General features: G+C 40.1%; 16 protein-coding genes and 2 pseudogenes. 11 read left to right on the top strand and 7 right to left on the bottom strand.

Annotated features, from left to right (window positions below):
- The first annotated feature begins 60 nt into the window (after positions 1-60).
- The 7 genes from BGP15_RS06955 (at position 61) to tnpB (ending at position 7,381) form a co-directional block, all read left to right on the top strand.
- Positions 61-663, top strand: a complete 603-nt coding sequence (locus tag BGP15_RS06955) for a master DNA invertase Mpi family serine-type recombinase (RefSeq protein ID WP_115049959.1) — start codon at positions 61-63, stop codon at positions 661-663.
- A 55-nt stretch (positions 664-718) separates the two neighbouring features.
- Positions 719-1,330, top strand: a complete 612-nt coding sequence (locus BGP15_RS06950; protein ID WP_115049961.1) for a DUF6088 family protein — start codon at positions 719-721, stop codon at positions 1,328-1,330.
- Positions 1,323-2,351 carry a nucleotidyl transferase AbiEii/AbiGii toxin family protein gene (locus tag BGP15_RS06945; protein ID WP_115049963.1) on the top strand — a complete coding sequence of 343 codons (1,029 nt, stop codon included), beginning with the start codon at positions 1,323-1,325 and terminating at the stop codon, positions 2,349-2,351. The genes BGP15_RS06950 and BGP15_RS06945 overlap by 8 nt, the downstream gene beginning before the upstream one ends.
- 23 nt (positions 2,352-2,374) lie before the next feature.
- Positions 2,375-5,731 (top strand): helicase-related protein, encoded by a 3,357-nt coding sequence (locus tag BGP15_RS06940; protein WP_115049965.1) that lies wholly within the window; start codon positions 2,375-2,377, stop codon positions 5,729-5,731.
- A 134-nt stretch (positions 5,732-5,865) separates the two neighbouring features.
- On the top strand, positions 5,866-6,729 hold the full coding sequence (locus tag BGP15_RS06935) for an IS256 family transposase (protein ID WP_236560130.1): 864 nt from the start codon (positions 5,866-5,868) through the stop codon (positions 6,727-6,729).
- Positions 6,730-6,755: 26 nt separating this feature from the next.
- Positions 6,756-7,043, top strand: coding sequence for an IS66 family insertion sequence element accessory protein TnpA (gene tnpA / locus BGP15_RS06930; RefSeq protein ID WP_236560131.1), 288 nt, complete (start codon positions 6,756-6,758; stop codon positions 7,041-7,043).
- Positions 7,043-7,381, top strand: coding sequence for an IS66 family insertion sequence element accessory protein TnpB (gene tnpB / locus BGP15_RS06925; RefSeq protein WP_115049966.1), 339 nt, complete (start codon positions 7,043-7,045; stop codon positions 7,379-7,381). The genes tnpA and tnpB overlap by 1 nt, the downstream gene beginning before the upstream one ends.
- A 239-nt stretch (positions 7,382-7,620) precedes the next feature.
- Here the strand turns inward: tnpB and BGP15_RS06920 are convergent, their stop codons facing one another.
- Both BGP15_RS06920 and BGP15_RS06915 read right to left on the bottom strand, forming a co-directional pair.
- The gene (locus BGP15_RS06920) at positions 7,621-8,328 is read right to left on the bottom strand and encodes a transposase (RefSeq protein ID WP_115049968.1); all 708 of its coding nucleotides are present in this window, start codon (positions 8,326-8,328) and stop codon (positions 7,621-7,623) included.
- Entirely contained in the window at positions 8,312-8,521 is a 210-nt protein-coding gene (locus tag BGP15_RS06915) for an IS110 family transposase (RefSeq protein ID WP_147282064.1), read from the bottom strand. Before BGP15_RS06915 ends, BGP15_RS06920 begins: the two co-directional genes overlap by 17 nt.
- Before the next feature lie 114 nt (positions 8,522-8,635).
- Here BGP15_RS06915 and tnpC point away from each other — a divergent pair.
- Positions 8,636-9,973: pseudogene (gene tnpC, locus BGP15_RS06910) on the top strand (IS66 family transposase); the annotation flags it as partial.
- Between the two features lie 122 nt (positions 9,974-10,095).
- Here the strand turns inward: tnpC and BGP15_RS06905 are convergent.
- The 4 genes from BGP15_RS06905 to BGP15_RS06890 are packed head-to-tail and all read right to left on the bottom strand — an operon-like array spanning position 10,096 to position 13,320.
- Positions 10,096-10,767 carry a tyrosine-type recombinase/integrase gene (locus tag BGP15_RS06905; protein WP_201303487.1) on the bottom strand — a complete coding sequence of 224 codons (672 nt, stop codon included), beginning with the start codon at positions 10,765-10,767 and terminating at the stop codon, positions 10,096-10,098.
- Between the two features lie 19 nt (positions 10,768-10,786).
- Positions 10,787-11,107, bottom strand: coding sequence for a site-specific integrase (locus tag BGP15_RS06900; RefSeq protein WP_201303488.1), 321 nt, complete (start codon positions 11,105-11,107; stop codon positions 10,787-10,789).
- On the bottom strand, positions 11,094-12,065 hold the full coding sequence (locus BGP15_RS06895) for a tyrosine-type recombinase/integrase (RefSeq protein WP_159332804.1): 972 nt from the start codon (positions 12,063-12,065) through the stop codon (positions 11,094-11,096). Before BGP15_RS06895 ends, BGP15_RS06900 begins: the two co-directional genes overlap by 14 nt.
- Positions 12,058-13,320: a site-specific integrase gene (locus BGP15_RS06890; RefSeq protein ID WP_286769076.1), complete on the bottom strand. Its 1,263-nt coding sequence runs from the start codon at positions 13,318-13,320 to the stop codon at positions 12,058-12,060. Before BGP15_RS06890 ends, BGP15_RS06895 begins: the two co-directional genes overlap by 8 nt.
- A 161-nt stretch (positions 13,321-13,481) precedes the next feature.
- Here BGP15_RS06890 and BGP15_RS06885 point away from each other — a divergent pair.
- A pseudogene (locus BGP15_RS06885) lies at positions 13,482-13,706 on the top strand (IS66 family transposase); the annotation flags it as partial.
- A gap of 205 nt (positions 13,707-13,911) precedes the next feature.
- On the opposite strand, the gene BGP15_RS06880 reads toward BGP15_RS06885, so the two are convergent.
- Complete coding sequence (locus BGP15_RS06880) at positions 13,912-14,157, bottom strand: helix-turn-helix domain-containing protein (protein WP_201303489.1); 246 nt, start codon at positions 14,155-14,157, stop codon at positions 13,912-13,914.
- A 937-nt stretch (positions 14,158-15,094) separates the two neighbouring features.
- On the opposite strand from BGP15_RS06880, the gene BGP15_RS06875 reads away from it, so the two are divergent.
- Together BGP15_RS06875 and BGP15_RS06870 are read left to right on the top strand one after the other, a co-directional pair.
- On the top strand, positions 15,095-15,478 hold the full coding sequence (locus BGP15_RS06875; protein WP_147282065.1) for a hypothetical protein: 384 nt from the start codon (positions 15,095-15,097) through the stop codon (positions 15,476-15,478).
- 125 nt (positions 15,479-15,603) lie between these two features.
- Positions 15,604-17,355, top strand: a 1,752-nt coding sequence (locus BGP15_RS06870) for a TlpA family protein disulfide reductase (RefSeq protein WP_286769075.1), incomplete at its 3' end; no start/stop codon positions are given.

Below are 17,355 nucleotides of genomic sequence, written 5' to 3'. Positions count from 1 at the left end.
TTATTGAAAGTTCTTTTATACATTTATTGATGATAATAATTGTATAAATTAAATATAAAAATGACTTACGGATACATCAGAATTAGCACAGACCACCAAAATGTAGAAAATCAAAGATTTGAAATCAATCAATTTTGCCAAGCACATTCACTGTTTGTTGATAAATGGATAGATGAAACTGTTTCTGGAACAAAGAAGGTAGAAGACCGGAAATTAGGTAAAATTTTAGAGAAGATGCAAACAGGCGATATTCTTATTTGCTCGGAACTTTCTCGCTTGGGGCGAAACCTACTAATGATCATGGGAGTGCTTAATGAATGTATGAACCGTGATATTCAAGTGTGGACTATAAAAGATAATTATCGCTTAGGAAGTGATATCAATTCTAAGGTTTTGGCTTTTGCATTTGGTTTATCGGCTGAGATTGAACGGAATTTAATTTCACAACGTACTAAGGAGGCCTTGGCAAGAAAACGTGCTGAAGGAGTTGTTCTCGGTCGTCCGGTTGGAAGTAAATCAGCCAAAACAAAATTGACAGGTCAAGAAAAGAAAATACAGGAGTTACTCGATAAAAACGTGTCGTATTCCGCTATTGGTAGAATTCTGGGGGTGCATCGTCTAACCGTATCATCATTTGTTCTGAATCAAAAATTAAAATCATAATTCATTTCTGTCGCAAATTTTCACTATTTTTGCGACATAATAATTAGTATAAAATTTGGAAAGTGTTGATAATAAAATAATTGTAAAGATTAAGAAAGCCAAGAGGGGTTCGCTATTCTTTATCGAAGATTTTCTTAATTTGGGTACTTCTAAAGCCGTATCCAAAGCATTAGAACGATTGGTAGAAAAAGAAGAATTGTCGCGGGTATCTCGTGGTATTTATTCCCGTTTAAGGATAGATCCCGTATTAGGAGCAATTTATCCAACTACGGAAGAGATAGCCGAAGCGGTTCGTCGAAGAGATAAAGCGAGGATTGTTCCTACTGGTATATTAGCACTAAATGCATTGGGTCTATCTACACAAGTTCCGATGAATTTGGTCTATCTTACAGATGGAGCTGCACGTACTATACAAATAGGAAAGCGGAAAATCGTATTTAAGAAAACAAGTCCACGAAATCTGGCAGCAATTGGGTCGATAAGTAGTTTAGCAATTCAGGCACTTCGTGAAATAGGTAAAGACAAGGTAACAGAAGACGAAATAAATAGTATCCTTCGACAATTAGAAAAAGAAGACCCTTACCGCTTACAACACGATATAAAATTAGCCCCAGAATGGATTAGAATTATCATGCGTCAGGCTTTAAAAACAAACAGAAATGATTAATTGGCTCACTATACCAACTGAAACTCAAATCAACGCTTATAATCAAGTCGCTGAACATATTGGGATTCCTCCTTCTGTGGCAGAAAAAGATTGGTGGGTAGTACGTACATTGGAAATTGTATTTGAAACAAGTGCTGCTGAACATCTTGTGTTCAAAGGTGGAACATCATTGAGTAAATCCTGGAACCTTATTCATCGGTTTTCAGAAGATATTGACTTAGCTATTGACAGAAAATTTTTAGGATTTGGCGGTTTATTGTCTAAGAATAAACGTACTCAGTTAAGAAAGGCTGCTTATAAATATACGTCTGAACAATTTTATTTGGAATTACAGGACAGGTTCTCAGTATATGGATTTAAAAATCTGGAATTTAATCTTGTAGAAGCCGAGGACAGCGATCAAGACCCTAGGATTATTGAGATTTACTATCCTAATGTTATAAAGAGTTTGGGCTATGTTCAGCCTCGAATACAGATAGAAATCGGTTGTCGTTCACTAATAGAACCTTATACTTTGCAGCCTGTAACTTCTTTTTTAGATGATTTATATGCAGATAGGGATTTCTCGGCACCGGCAGTGGTAATACCAACAGTCAACCCAGAACGAACACTCTTGGAAAAACTTTTTCTTTTGCACGAGGAGTTTCATAAACCTTTAGAAAAAATAAGGGTCGATCGACTGAGTCGTCATCTATACGATGTATATCAATTGTCAAGAAGTAAATACTTGAGTGCTATTGATGACTGTGATTTGTATAAAACAATTGTTGAACACCGATTTAATTTTACAAAGGTAGGTGGTGTCGATTACAATCAGTTGTCACCGAAAATGCTCGATTTTATGCCTGTGAACGGAGTGTTAGAAGCTTGGGAGCGCGATTATAAAAAGATGAGAGAGGAAATGATCTATCAACCCGATGCTCCAACATTTGAGGAAATCCTAGAACAACTAAGGGATATCAAGAACAAAATCAATCAACAGAATTGGGATTTAGGAAAAATATATCCTCACACCTACTAATCCTGGAATAAAAAATATTTAAAATGGCAAATAATTTTATTACCAATAATAAACAAACTAAGACGCTAAAAGGAAGGCTAAATACTTTGATTTCTATCAGCGATGAATTGAAATTTTTAGTAGGCTATTTTTATTTCTCAGGATGGTCGGATATCTATCTAAGCCTTCAAAGAAATCCACAACAAAAGTTAAAACTGTTAATTGGATTACAGGTTTGTAACTATCTGGGAAATATTATTGAATACGCCGAACAACAAGAGGAAAATAGCTCGATGGATGAAGAATTTCAAAAATATCTTGTTTCATTGGGATTTGCATTGAATAATGAAGAAATGGACACTGAAGAGTTCTACAACCAGGTAAGATTCTTCGTACAGATGATCGAAGAAAACCGGTTAGAAATACGTAAAACAGAGAATCCAAATCACGCAAAACTATATCTCTTCCATCTCAATGAAGACCAGGCAGAAATACAAGGTATGTCTGGACAATTTATCACAGGAAGTAGTAATCTAACTCGTTCCGGTTTACATAATCAGGAAGAATTTAATGTCGAGATCAAAGATTATGGGTATGCTGACGCTGTTCAATATTTCGACGAATTGTGGGAAAGAGCAACACCAATCACAGATAATTTAGAAAATCGTAAAATACTGATTGACTTTATCAAAAATAAAACGCAAGTTGCTACAATAACGCCTTTTGAAGCCTATTGTCTTGTTATAAAAACTTATCTCGACCTACAAAATCAGGAGAAAGAAGACGTTGATTTGGATGCTTTATTGGATAAGATAGAGCTTAAAAAATTTAGCTATCAATCAGATGCAGTGAATCAAGCCATCCAAATGATCAAGGAACACAATGGTTGTATTATTGCCGATGTGGTAGGTTTAGGGAAATCAGTCATAGCATCAATGATTGCCCGTCAGATGAATAAAAGGGGGATAATTATTTGTCCTCCGGGATTAATAGGTGATGCAGAAAAAAAAGATAGTGGTTGGTGGGAATATTTAGAGAAGTTTGGATTATATAACTGGCAGGTGTATAGTCGAGGTAAAATTGATCAAATAGCTGATAATATTGAAGGCAGAGACTTTGAAATCATTATCGTAGATGAAGCCCATTATTTTCGTAATCAAGATACTTCTGATTATGAAGCTCTATCAATGATTTGCCGTGGTAAAAAAGTGATTCTTTTGTCCGCTACACCGTTCAATAATTCTCCCGCAGATATCTTCTCTTTGTTAAAGTTATTTATTGTTCCGGGTAAATCTACTATCTCCTTAGAGGATAATCTGGCGGGAAAGTTCAGTCGCTTAAACTACGAGTATAAGCAGTTGTCTTTTATATTCAAGCATTGGAATTCTACTGACGATAGAAAAAGAAAGATAGCAGAGAATTACTACACAATAATGATTGATGAAAATTTGCCAATAGATATTAAAAAAGTAAAAGCTCAAACAAAACGCTTATCTAATGATATAAAGCGTATAATAAGTCCTGTAGTAATTCGGAGAAATCGTTTGGATTTAAAGCAGGATTATGTTTATGCTAAAGAAGTTGGTGACTTATCTATTGTGAAAGATCCGAAAGAGGTTTTTTACTATTTGGATCCCGAGCAGGATGAATTTTATGATAATATCATTAGTAAATATTTTGCAGAAAATGGAGTATTTACAGGAGCTATCTACCAGCCGTTCAGTTACGAAAAAATACTGAGTGACAAGCTTGATGAATCTGGAAATCGGCAATACAACCAACAGAAAAACTTATACGATTTTATGCGTCGTATTTTGGTGAAACGATTTGAGTCTTCATTTGGTTCTTTTGAAAAATCTATCGAGAGGTTCTTAAAGGTACATAAATTGGTGAAAGATTTTATTTATAAAACCGATAAATTTATATTGGATCGTTCTTTCATAGATCGAATTAAAGATTTTGAAATTGAAGATATTGAAGCCAATTTAGAAAAATATGCTGCTGGTGATCTCAAACGGAAAACACCCAAAAACAATGAAGTTTATGACATTAATACGTTTCAGAGAAGGCAGGAATTTTTAGATGATATAGATTCGGATATTCAATTGTTCCAAGATATTCAACAACGATTAAAAGATTTGAAACTAGTCGATAAAGATCCTAAACAAGAGGAAATTATCAATAAAATCAAAAAGCTTTTGATAAAAGAACCTGACCGAAAGATAATTTTATTCTCAGAATATGTAGATACAATTTATCATCTTGAAAAACGGTTTAGGAAAGAATTCGGAAATGATGTTTTAATATGCGATGGTAAAGTCTCAAAGGAGTTAGCCAAAAATCTAAACAGCGACTTTAATGCACAGTATAAAGGCACAAAGACCAATCATTTCAAGATATTACTGACCTCAGATAAGCTGTCCGAAGGATTTAATTTGAATAGGGCTGGAGTAATTATCAATTATGATATTCCATGGAATCCCACACGTGTTATTCAGCGCGTAGGTCGTATTAACCGTATTGGCTCTAAGGTATATGATGAATTATTTATCCTAAATTTCTTTCCTTCATTAAAAGGAGCAGATATCGTAAAATCAAGGGAAATTGCACAGCAAAAAATGTTTTTGATTCATAATGCTTTGGGAGAAGACGCAAAGATTTTTGATGAAGATGAGGAACCTTCTGCTGCTGCTTTGGGTTCAAAAATCAACAGTAACCCACAAGAGGAAGGAGAAGTTAATACAATTACCAAGATCAGAAATCTCTATGCCGATTTACAGAAAAAACATCCTGAGATCTTAGATAAAATTAGTCAGCTCCCACCTCGCGTAAAAACTGCTAAAAAACATTCCGAATACGAATTAAATGTCCTAAGACGTAAAGGGCTGAGTTTGTTTGCACAGTCCGTAGGCAAAGATGAAGGCAGAACGATCAGTGAGATTGATTTTGAAGATCTCTTGGAAAAAATAGCTTGTGCAATTGACGAACCGACCCTGAAGCTTTCATCAGTTTTCTGGGGTTTGTATGAAGAGGTAAAGGAATTTAGACCTAAATACAAAATGGGTAGAAGCGAGATATCGTTAGAACAAAAAGCTGAGGCAAACCTCAAAAAATCACTTAGAATTTTAAAAGACTTAAATTTCGAAAATTTAAATTTTATCCAAATGTTGATTAGGGATTTACGTCATTACCATACACTTTCAACCAAAAGTATTAGACGAATTGGTGCTCAGGAGCTATCTGATGATAAAAAATCAATTCGCTACTTTTTAGAAGAGATTGCTTATCTCAAACGTCACCTTGGCGAAAGTTATCTTTATGATATTGAATCCAGGACAAGAGGGAGAAGCAAAGAAGTAATCATAGCAATTGAAAATAATGATCTAAGAGAATTGTTTTAAATAATAGTTGGTGTTACACTCCCAAATAATATGTTTCAGAGTAATACAAGACACTGTCTCATAAAGTGTGTAAGTTATAGAAATGCGGAGTTTGAAAGGACTTCGCATTTTTTATTTACTAACTTTATAAGCGTATGATTGACAAGGAGTCACTATTAAACGACAAGGAGTTCTTAAAGAGTTTTAAGGACGGTTTAGAGCTGCAATCATTTTTTCCCGAATTACAGGCACGAGCAGTATCGCAGATGCTCGAAGGAGAAATGGATGGCCACCTTGGTTATGAAAAGCATGAGCGCAGTGGCCAGGGCAATTCCCGCAACGGACATACGAGCAAAAAGGTTCGTGGTGATCAGGGAGATCTGGAAATTCAGGTTCCCCGAGATCGCGATGGTACATTCAATCCCATCATCGTTCCCAAACGCAAGAACATGATTGACGGCGTGGAGAATGTCATAGTTTCGTTATATGCCAAAGGTATGAGTGTTTCGGATATAGAAAACATGATGCGCGATGTGTATGGATTCGACCTTTCTGAATCGACGATTTCCCGGATTACCGACCGTGTGGCAGGTGATGTGATCGCCTGGCAAAACCGCCCGCTGGACAAGGTCTATCTGATTGTCTGGATGGATGGCATTGTTTTTAAGGTCAGGGAGAACTCCAAAGTGGTCAATAAAACCATTTATCTCGCTGTGGGCCTAAACAGGGATGGCTATAAAGAAGTCCTGGGCATGGGGCTGGGCAAGAATGAAAGTGCCAGTTTTTGGATGGGTATCCTGACAGACCTGAAATCCCGGGGCGTCGAGGATATGCTGATCACAGCGACCGATAATCTCAACGGCTTCTCCGCTACCATACGGAGTGTATTTCCTGAGTGCAGCACCCAGGTCTGTGTTGTCCACCAGATCCGAAATGCCTGCAGATATGTTGTATGGAAGGATAAAAAGGCCTTTACAGCGGATATGAGTATCCGTGCTATGAAGTATATATTGCCTTAGATCGCATTAAGCTTTAGCTTTGCTGTATGAACAACTTAGAAGAAAAGCGCGAGCGTATGCAGTCTATGATAGCAGACTGGCATCGGAGCGGAAAAAGTAAGAAAGCTTACTGCGCGGAAAATGGGATCAACGAAGCGACCTTTTATTATTGGTTTTCGCGCAGTAAAGAAAATGACACAACAGGCCTCGGAAACTTTATAACAATTGATAAGGCGCGGGGAAAGAGCGATGTTGAGATTATTTATCCCAATGGTGTGCGTATCAAGATCGAAAACGATGTTGCCCTTGTGTCACAGCTGATCCGTCTATACTGATGTTTGCGCTTGGTTCATCGCACCGTTTTTACCTTTATGACGGCTTTTGCGACATGCGAAAATCATTTGACGGACTCTGCGGACTGATCAGTTCGGGTATGCAACGACAGGCCACCAGTGGTGAAGTGTTCGTTTTCCTGAACCGTAGTCTTACGCATGTTAAGCTATTGCATTGGGAGAAGGGTGGCTTTGTGTTGTATTATAAACGTTTGGAGAGCGGAACTTTTCTGGCACCAGGGGTGAAAAACGGTGAACTATTCTGGAGTGACCTGGTTCTGATGGTTGAGGGTATACAAGTTGTAAAAAGCATTCAGAAAAGACGTTTTTCTTTGCCTTAAAAGTGGCTTTTGGTTGCATGGGCGCGGGTAATTCCGTATCTTTCCTCTATAAATTAACTATAATACAGTCCACTTGCGCATTGGGTTTTGCGATTTTCCTCTTCGAGTTTGGTCAGCCGTAAGGCTGGCATTAACTCATGCTTGTGTACTTATAGCCTTTTCAGGCATTTGCATTAGCCAATTTAAAAACGGGGTCTTTTAGCCACCATAAAGATACCCGGCCTTTACGCAAAAAATTGTTATGGATTAAGTTTCGCTATGCGTTCCATTTCTTTTTGGTGATACCGTATCCTGGCATCTAGTTTGGCTGGTTCGTAGATCACCTGTAGTGCCGGATTATAAGGGGTTAAGTCTTTTAGGATATTCCATACAACAACGGATATTTTTCGTGCGATAGCGATCAGGGCCTTTTTCGAGGATTTTCTTATACTTAGACGGTTGAATTTGTCTTTAAAATAGGAGCCTTTACAGCGGCTTGCCGCCCAGGCAACCTGTACCAGTATTGGCTTGAGATATCTGTTTCCTTTAGTGATCGCTGTACTTTTATATTTCCCTGCGCTTTCATCATTCTTTGGTCGTAATCCGACCCATCCGCTCAGTTTACCGCTGTTTTCAAAAACTTTCATGTCTGCGCCGGTCTCGGCGATGATCACAGCGGAACTGATACGGCTAACGCCGGGAATCGTCTTTAGCAAGGCACTCTGCCGTGGAAAATCACGCAGGCAGATAGCTTCAATCTTTTCTATATACTCAGCAGACTGCTTGATCAACAGGTCGTATTCAGCTTTTGCCATCTGCAGGTTGAAGCGGTGGTGCTCCTTCATGCAGCCGGTTAGTGCTGCTGCCAGCTTTCCGTTTTCTTTGTTCTTCTTACTGGCATAGACCAGTTTGCTTAAACGTACGGCATCACGCTCCCCGGCTATCAGGGCATCAATGACACTCAGCATACTTTTCCCTCCGATATCGGTCACTGGTACTCTCCATCGCTACTCGGAGAACACCCGCAGCCTTCAAGTAGGCTCCCAACTGTCGAATGCCCGTACTGAAGGTTTCGAAAACCTCCACATCCGAATAATGCTTCCCATTAAATACCGCACAAAAAATACTATCTTTATGCACGTCAAGTCCTGCTGTTTTCATATAACTTTTTTTTTCAACATAAAGATAAGCAGCGGGACTTGCTTTGATTGCGATAGCTCTCGCCAATTTTTATCCGCTTGTGTGTAATCGGAAAATTAAATGTAAATTTAGGGTATGGAAATAGCACTGGAAAATCTCTCAAAAGAAGACCTTCTCAAGGTCATTTCCAGTCGTGACCAAGCTCTTTCCGAACGTGATGAAAAGATAAAGTCACTTTCCCAGGATACCTCAAAAAAAGACGAAGAGATAGATTACCTAAAGTCGCAACTTGCCATGTATAAGCGCATGCAATTCGGACAGAAACGTGAACGCTTTGAAGGTGATCCCAACCAGACCATGCTTCCTTTTAATGCAGAGCCGGCCGAAGTTGCCCAGCAACAGGAGGAAATCAAAGTAAAGATCGAGTACATACGTAAACGACCTAATCATAAGGGACGGGCGAAACTGCCCGCCCACCTTCCTGTAGAAGAGATCGAGATCCATCCCGAGGGTGATCTGTCTGAAATGGTCTGTATCGGCAAGGAAATTACCGAGGAACTGGAGTGTGAGCCTGCCAAGTTCTATATCAAACGCTACATCCGTTATAAATATGCGGCTAAAGATAAATCTGCCATAGCCATCGCCGAGCTTCCTGAGCGTGTAATCGATAAAGGAATCGCAGGGCCGAGCTTACTGGCGATGATACTGGTGGGAAAATACGGCGATCACTTGCCGCTGTATCGGCAAAAGCAGATCTTCGCCAGAGAAAACATACAAATAGCCTCCTCAACGATCGAAGGATGGACCAGACAGGCACTGGAAAAACTCGAACCATTGTATGAACAGCTTGTCTTGGATACAAAAGCACAGGGATATCTTCAGGTAGACGAAACGGTCATAAAAGTATTGGACAGCGATAAAAAAGGTGCTGCCCATCAGGGGTATTTTTGGGTCTACCATTCGCCTTTGGATAAAACGGTGCTGTTCGATTATAACCCTTCACGTGGTGGCCATGTACCTAAATCTATGCTGGATAATTTTAAGGGATATCTGCAGACGGATGGGTATGCCGCCTACGAAAAGTTGGGCAAGAATAAAGACATCACCCATCTGGCCTGCTGGGCACACGCGCGCCGCGAGTTTGAAAAAGCCCTGCAGAATGACCCGGAAAGAGCAAAAAAGGCATTACTGATGATACAGCAGTTATATGCTATCGAGCGAAAAGCAAAACAGGATAATCTTTCTCCAGAAAAGATAAAGAAACTGCGGCTGGAAGAATCGCTGCCGATACTCAACGATATGGGGAAATGGATATTTCAGGAGATAAAAAACACATTGCCCAAAAGCCAGATCGGAAAGGCTATGGTCTATACATACGCACGCTGGGACATGCTATCGGAATATTTACGCGATGGAAATCTGCACATTGACAATAACCTTATCGAGAACGCCATTCGACCGGTTGCCCTGGGTTATGACAAGCTAATGGTTATCCGAAGTGTAGCGTGATATACCGCGAGAACTGCCTGCAATTAAGCTTTTATGGAGGACGACTTTGCATAATCATTGATAGTATTTTATTAACCATCATATTGTTAAAAGCTTTTAAGCCAATCCAGTAGGTTGTTGTTTGACAACCAAATCGGTTCTTTTTGGGGCGCCACTGACGTGTAAGCCTTTTCGATTGCCTCTCGTTTTGCCCGTGAGTCAGCCTTGGCGTAAACTTCCGTAGTTTGAACTGATACGTGCCCGAGTATATCCCGGATGTACACCAGGTTTACACCAGCCTGTAACAGATGCATCGCTTTGGAGTGTCGCAATACATGACAACTAATTTTTTCAGGCAAATAAACATTGCTTGTCTTTCTTGCCATCTCAGCATATTTGATCAAAATGTGGTTCACACCAGCACGGGTGAGTTTTTCTCGGCGGCTGTTGAAGAATAAAGGATGTTTATTATTACTCCCTTGTTCAAGTTGATGTTCAGTGATATATAATTTCAATAGCCTTACCTGATCTTCAAGCATGGGAACGATCCTTGTCTTATTTCCTTTACCGGTGATACAGATTGTATTGAGTCCATCGAGTCTCAAACTGGATGGCACTAGGTCAATAACTTCTTGTACCCTTGCACCAGTATCATACATCAACGAAAGCAATGCGAGATCCCGACGACCTTTTGATGTCCTCGTATCTGGTTGTTCCAGCAACGCTTTTATACCTTCGATCGTTAGATAGTTCATCGGAACAGTGACTTTACGTTTCATCGGTATGGATAGTATCTTTTTAGCATTCGTACAAATGCTCAGGTTGTTGATACTGTATATAACTGAAAAAAGCGTGAATCGCAGCCAATCTTGCATTTCTGGTCGTATTACTGTTTCGCCGTTCGGCTTGCAACCAATCCAGAAAACCCACAACTGCATGTTGTGTAATGGACTCTAGGATAAGTCGGTTTACCGGTATTCCTTGAGTAGCCATGTAGCCGATGAACAGAACAAAAGTATCGCGATAAGCACAAATCGTGTTCTTACTGGCACCTCGTTCGTGGGCCAAATACCCAGTCAGAAACCCTGACAGATATTTTGAAAAGTCAGTAGGTTTCATAGCCAGTAGCATTTGGAAAAACGTTAATGCATATCCTGTCGACATCCTTTAGCAAGTCAGGGAACATTGAAGCTACCAGTCTCACGTAATGATTGGTGGACTCTATTGCTTTGTGACCGAGGTAGGTGGAAAGTATCGGGAGAGAGCAATAGATATCTGTTCCCCGCTCCGCCATCATGGCTAGCGAATGGACGCTGAAAGTATGACGTAGAGCGTGCGGGGTAACACCACGTCCTGCATTAATACCCGCTATTGATAGTAAATGGGCAAACCATTTGCTGATCATATCACGAGATATCCTCCTGCCGTCAGGAGCTATAAAAAAGCGGTCGGCTTTTACAAGATTGACTGGCAACTTGTCCCTGTAGCAAGCATACTGCTTCAGTACTGTTGCCATTGAATCCGAAAAAGGAATAGCCCGTTGCTGCCCATTTTTACTGTCGCGTACAATGAGGTACTGGTCATCCAGGTTAACATCCTTAACTGCTAACGCTAGTGCTTCTCCACCTCTTAAACCGGTGGAATACAACAATCGCAATAATGCCGGCATTGCGAACATTGATTGGCGGGTTCCTTTATTGATCCGATAACTATCCGCAGCATCAAAAAGCTTCTGCAATTCAGCTTGTGTGTAAATGTGTGGAGCAAAATCAAGTTTAAAGACAGGCAGACGTGAGACATATGAACCAATACCCCGTTCATTAAGGAAAGCTGCCAGCTGATTCAACAGTATGACCCGGTGGTAATTGTATGACCCAGATAAGTTTATACCTTCTTTTAACCAAGCTTGCGAAAGTTCTGCAGTTATACCTACATGCTTTTCACCCCGCTCTACCGTGAAGCGATCAAATCTGCCAAGGATAACCTCTTCTGTATTTTGTTTAAAGCCGAGTTGACGTTTATCGGCCAAGTATTGCTCCAAATATGGAGCGTAAATACCTACGAATTGCTTACGCATAAAAATGTCCTCCTTTCTGCTCATAAAAAGCCTCGGGTACCGGTGGCACATCTAACATGCATTGTTTCATAGAAGTCAGGTCGATACGTAAATAATATCTTGTTGATCCTGAATCTTCATGCCCCAGCACCTCTGTGATTACTGGCATAACAGTACTTTGTTCTAAAAGCGGGCTCGCCAAACTGTGTCGAAGTGCGTGAGGGCCGTAGTGGCGGTGTTCAATATTGACGCCAGAAGCAATAAATGCTCTTTGAACTACACCGGTAACCGAAGTACTATATATCCGGCCAACCGGTGAACGGCCGCTCAAGAATACATAAGGCTCATCTGAAACTGGCCTAGCGTATTTGAGGTAGTCAATGATCGCTTCACCTACCTCAGCAAGAAGCGGTAGTTGAAGCAACCTACCTGTTTTATACTGATTGAAAGAGATAAGACTTTGTTCCCAAAGAAGGTTTTCAAACTTAAGTCCTGCGATATCGGATGCTCGCAGTCCAAGTCTTGAAGCTAGTAAGGTCATCGCGTAACTGCGTTTGCCACAGGGGCGTGAACGGTCAATCGTAGAGATCATGCGTTGTATCTCATCGATTTTGTATGTTGATGGCAGATGGGCTTGCTTGATGTATTTATCTTTAGGAACATAAACCGATGTGTCTTCCTTTAATAGTCCTTGATCAAATAGGTACTTCAAAAAATTACGGATCGCCCGTAAGGTCATGTGGGCTACGCTTGGTTTGTGCCTATCCAAGGTCTTAAGATAATCCATGATAATAATCTTGTTAACCTTGTTCATAGCATTAATGTTGTCTGGTTTAAGGTGGAACAAGAACCTACTTAAGTAATGTTCTTGCACTTTGGTTGTTGACGGCTTTAATCTACGCGATTCCAGATACAAGATGAACTGCTTAATCTGTTCACCAATGTTACCATCGAGCACGATGCGCTCTTTAGAACTAATCAGCGTACCAGTGTCGTAAAACTCGCAAAGCACATTGATAACCTTCACGACATCTTTGTCTCGTTTACGAAGGGTCGCATAGTCAAATTCGCCAAACAGACCGAGTAGGTATTGTCTACCGATATCCGAGTTAAACTCAGTGATACCTGCGCTTGACAAATGTAAGTGCATTCGCCGCCAGTGGTATCGATACCACTTAACGGTACCGTCTGCTCTGATCAATTTGTTTTTCAGAACTTCACCCGCATCAAAGATCAGTTGATTGAAAGAATTGGTTATCTTACTCAGCTTTCTCATAGCTATTTATTTTAACAGCCACGGTATTGTGACTATTGAAATCAAACACATAATTATGTAAAGTGCTTTTGCTAATTTGCAACTCTTAGCTGGCTTTTGAAAAGTTACTTTGCATAACCGCAGACTTGTCATAACCCAGGTTATGTAAAACTTTACATAACCTGGGGCGAAAAAATTGGTTGTTCGCAGGAAGTCATGAGGCAGCACAGCGTTCAGCAATGATATATTCATTCTTCGCCATCTGCAAAAAACATGAAGTAAACCCTTTTCAGTGGTTAAAGCACACCCTGCAGAATATAGCTTCCATAAATCATAAAAATATAACGAATCTATATCCTCAAAACTTCAAGAAAATAGTAGAAAAGCAAAGCGCCTGTACTTCATAGGACGGATACTAATTGACTGGACTGTAACAGTTTGGGTCCACAGATTTTTATTAGCATAAAAAAAGGAGACAACCATTACTTGGTGTCTCCTTGAGCAACCCCGCTGAGGCTCGAACTCAGGACCCACAGATTAGGAGTCTATATTCCTTATTAAATCAATCGTCCCCCTTCTTCTTAATCGGATACGCTGTTACAAATTTTTCAATTAATTCCCCATATCTTCCTCTTCTTTCAGAGCTTCAATTACAGATAAATCCAAAGCTTCACAAAGATTTAGAAATTTAGAAAAAACAAAATCTTCCTTTCCGTTTTCCATATCGCTAATTTTTGATCTATCCATTTTAGGAATTTTTTCCGCTACTTCATCTTGTGTTAAATCCAATTCATTTCTTCTTTTCCTTAGATTCTTTCCTATTGTTTTGTAGACTTTTGAGTGTTTTTCTTCAATCATAGAAATATATTTTGTGGTTTTATTGCCACATCAAATATTTATTGTTATATTTGTATGGACGATTTAATATTCGAGGTAAATAACCTTGATGAACGACGTTTTCTCGTACCCGAACAGAGCTAAAAATTCGCCGAGAGAACCCGTGTAGATCGCTCCATGCTTTTGTGTGTTCATAAAGTTTTTATACTTTTGATATATGCGGCATGCGAGCGGTTTCACGTGTAGCTTTGGCGATGTCATTTCGAAATCTCTTGCAGACGTAGAGGTGACAAGGGTTAGCTCCCCTGGGTTCAAAGTGTGAAACCGCTCCTTGCTTAGCTAACCTGAACAAGTAAACGGTCCCCATCAGATAACGACGTTCATCATATCCAGATAAATTATGATAACGATGTTAAATAAAACTTTATTCCAGGAGTACCGAGTCCCGTCTCAATTCATTCGGTATTCCGCCAAACAGCATTTCAAAAATTTAATCCGAGCGCCGGATTAAACGTTTACCATAAACAGCACGAGACGGGAGAGGAGCCAATAAAAAATGGCTTAGTACGGCTTATTCACACGAATAACCAAATTCCCCTTTACGTGTTTGCCACCGACCCTACACATCAATAGATTAAATAGCGATTGAAGGCAATGAAGATGGCTTGTTCTAAATAATTGTTTGCACCATAAATTTAGGTAAACTTTTCTTCGAAGACAAATATCTATCCCAAATATTGTTGTGATACAACAAAGGGTCGGTTCTTCCTATCATTGTGGATGTCCGTGACGAACATATATATAACCATTGACGAAAAGAGTAAAACGGCATTCTGAGGTTTAGTTAATAAATTTTTTAACAATGTAGGCTGTGTTAAGACTTTGGACTCGATAGGGATTGCTTTTTCCTATTTTTTCAAAGAATCCATGCAGATATACGCCCTCAAAAGCCAAAAAAATGAAAGAGCTTTTAAAGAAACTAGTCGCCTTTGACCTGGCGATGTACGAAATCCATCATCTGGACTATGATCCAGTAGCATGTATTAAAGATTTTTGGACTAAGTATGATATGGATAGTTGTCGTAATCATCTAGTAGAATTGCTTACGATTTATTTCGATCGAGAAAGGGGAGTTAATCCTACGATCAGTGCAGCGGATATACAAAGTTTCTCCGTCGCATTATTTCGCATGGTAATGGCATACTTTCTGATTCATTACAAAAAGATTAATCTATCGGAGGTGGAAATTTCATTTCTTCGAAGCAACAGATTCATCGCTTGTGAACTCGAAAGTAGCAAGGAAATCTACGATTTTTTTTATCAGCTTTCTCAAAACCACTAATAAACTAAATAATGAATATCCTGAAATTTTTAGCCTTTTTAAGGGGCTATATAACCTATATATTTCAAGTACGTGTGAAGCACTACTTAAGTACAGATATAGTACTAATTACGCAAAATTTGCGTATGAAAATTAGACAAGGAAAAACGTACTTTAAAGGTACTTCGATCCTGCTAAAAAAGCACTATAAGATTAGCGCTCAGAACCTTCTAAAAAAAGCAGATTCTTCGGGCAGCCTTCGGGTTTTGTTCGAGGATCCTTCGACACTGCGTCGTACCAGCGTCGACTCTTCTTCGGGAACGCTTCGACTGTTGTTCGACTGCGCTTCGGGTAGGAGTCGAAGCGTACTCGAAGTCCTGCCGAAGCCGAGCCGAAGAAGTGCCAAGCCTGTCTCGACCATGTCCCGAAGAAGTCTCGAAGCGGAGCCAGAGGCGAGTCGACGAGCGGGAGAGGCATCACCTTCTTCGGACTTTCGCCTGATCAACTTCGCCTCAGCTTCTGACTTTCATGCTATTGGCATCGAGTTTTCATCGGGATCTCATCGGGTCACACCGATCAAAACCCGATGCGGACTCGATGAAAATCCGATGAAATCTAAAAATTCGGCAGGCATTGCTCAAAAGATGGTCGACTATAGCTTGGCACAAGAAACACACAAGCTTGACTATAGCGCGACCCTAGGTTCACCCTTGCTAAGCCCTTGTTATACACAAGGACAACTAAACGATTGCACAATACCCACACAACAAAAGAAAGCTTTCCAGCAGACAGAAGATGCTGTGTCGAATCAGGGGGTGCAAGTGAAACGATCTGTTTTAAAGTATTTTAATTCGACCTGCGAGGCTTTGAAGTATCGAGTTAATACTTTGCTTGGATTAATAGGTCCAGTTGTTCAGTGGGCTTTAAAATGCTTTTTATTCGTCGCAGATTATAAGCGTGCGTATCGCATGGTATTGACATGCTTGTTTTTATGTTTAGTTTCTATGTTTAGTTTATCGGCTCAGACGCCCCGCAAGGACAGCGGGGCCGATGGGCTATCCAGTCTCGTTGCGCTAAAACCGGGCGATAAGATCCCGGATGCGGTATGGAACCAGTCGCTCGAACTGAGCTATTTTAATGGGAAAAAGAAAACAATCAAGTTCGCTGATCTGAAAGGGAAGCTTATTCTGCTGGATTTTTGGTCAACAGGCTGCCCAAGCTGCATTGAAGGAATTCCCGACATGGAATTGATCCAGCAGCGCTTTCAGGATAAGGTACAGGTTGTGATGGTTAACAGCAAGCGGAATAAGGATACACCAGAGCGGATAAAAAAGCGATTCAAGAAATATAAAGAGGACTTTAACTACACACCAGTATTGCCGACAATACTGAATGATACCTTGTTTACGTCGCTTTTTCCGCATAATACGTTGCCAACGATAGGGATTATCAATCCAGCGGGGCAATTTGTCCTCAATTCATACGCAAGTTCTATCACAGAGGATATTATCAAAGATTTTTTAAAAACTGGAGTGTCAAGCCGGTTTATAGAAAAATCGGAAATCCAAAATCCTGAACGGATAAACACACGGCCTTTGGTCGATACAACAGGACTTCTATTTTGCTCGGTGATGTCGGGTTATCGGGAAAATTATCTCGGGGTGTATCCCGCAGTGTCCTACAGCGAAGGAAATTCACTGTTTCAGGTGGGGAATTACTTTCTGAATACCTGTTATCAGCTAGCTTTTCCTGATGCGTTCAAAGGGGTGCAATCGAGTCTTTCCGTTTTTGATGATCGTATCACTAAGGAATTTATCGATCTGATGTACGATTTTAAAACAACAAAAGGACAGTTTTGGTATCAGCTCTACCTGCGCGATAGTATCACACAGGAGTTA

Source organism: Sphingobacterium sp. 40-24 (assembly GCF_001899705.1).
Lineage (GTDB): Bacteria > Bacteroidota > Bacteroidia > Sphingobacteriales > Sphingobacteriaceae > Sphingobacterium > Sphingobacterium multivorum.
This window is presented reverse-complemented; position numbering and strand designations above follow the sequence as displayed.

Bases quoted from the DNA above. Each gene is read 5' to 3' on its own strand.
- tnpB (WP_115049966.1), top strand. From the start codon at position 7,043: ATGTTTGCGCTTGGTTCATCGCACCGTTTTTACCTTTATGACGGCTTT.
- BGP15_RS06945 (WP_115049963.1), top strand. From the start codon at position 1,323: ATGATTAATTGGCTCACTATACCAACTGAAACTCAAATCAACGCTTAT.
- BGP15_RS06905 (WP_201303487.1), bottom strand. From the start codon at position 10,767: ATGAAACGTAAAGTCACTGTTCCGATGAACTATCTAACGATCGAAGGT.
- BGP15_RS06935 (WP_236560130.1), top strand. From the start codon at position 5,866: ATGATTGACAAGGAGTCACTATTAAACGACAAGGAGTTCTTAAAGAGT.
- BGP15_RS06880 (WP_201303489.1), bottom strand. From the start codon at position 14,157: ATGATTGAAGAAAAACACTCAAAAGTCTACAAAACAATAGGAAAGAAT.
- BGP15_RS06900 (WP_201303488.1), bottom strand. From the start codon at position 11,107: ATGAAACCTACTGACTTTTCAAAATATCTGTCAGGGTTTCTGACTGGG.
- BGP15_RS06915 (WP_147282064.1), bottom strand. From the start codon at position 8,521: ATGAAAACAGCAGGACTTGACGTGCATAAAGATAGTATTTTTTGTGCG.
- BGP15_RS06895 (WP_159332804.1), bottom strand. From the start codon at position 12,065: ATGCGTAAGCAATTCGTAGGTATTTACGCTCCATATTTGGAGCAATAC.
- BGP15_RS06890 (WP_286769076.1), bottom strand. From the start codon at position 13,320: ATGAGAAAGCTGAGTAAGATAACCAATTCTTTCAATCAACTGATCTTT.
- BGP15_RS06920 (WP_115049968.1), bottom strand. From the start codon at position 8,328: ATGCTGAGTGTCATTGATGCCCTGATAGCCGGGGAGCGTGATGCCGTA.
- tnpA (WP_236560131.1), top strand. From the start codon at position 6,756: ATGAACAACTTAGAAGAAAAGCGCGAGCGTATGCAGTCTATGATAGCA.
- BGP15_RS06940 (WP_115049965.1), top strand. From the start codon at position 2,375: ATGGCAAATAATTTTATTACCAATAATAAACAAACTAAGACGCTAAAA.
- BGP15_RS06875 (WP_147282065.1), top strand. From the start codon at position 15,095: ATGAAAGAGCTTTTAAAGAAACTAGTCGCCTTTGACCTGGCGATGTAC.
- BGP15_RS06955 (WP_115049959.1), top strand. From the start codon at position 61: ATGACTTACGGATACATCAGAATTAGCACAGACCACCAAAATGTAGAA.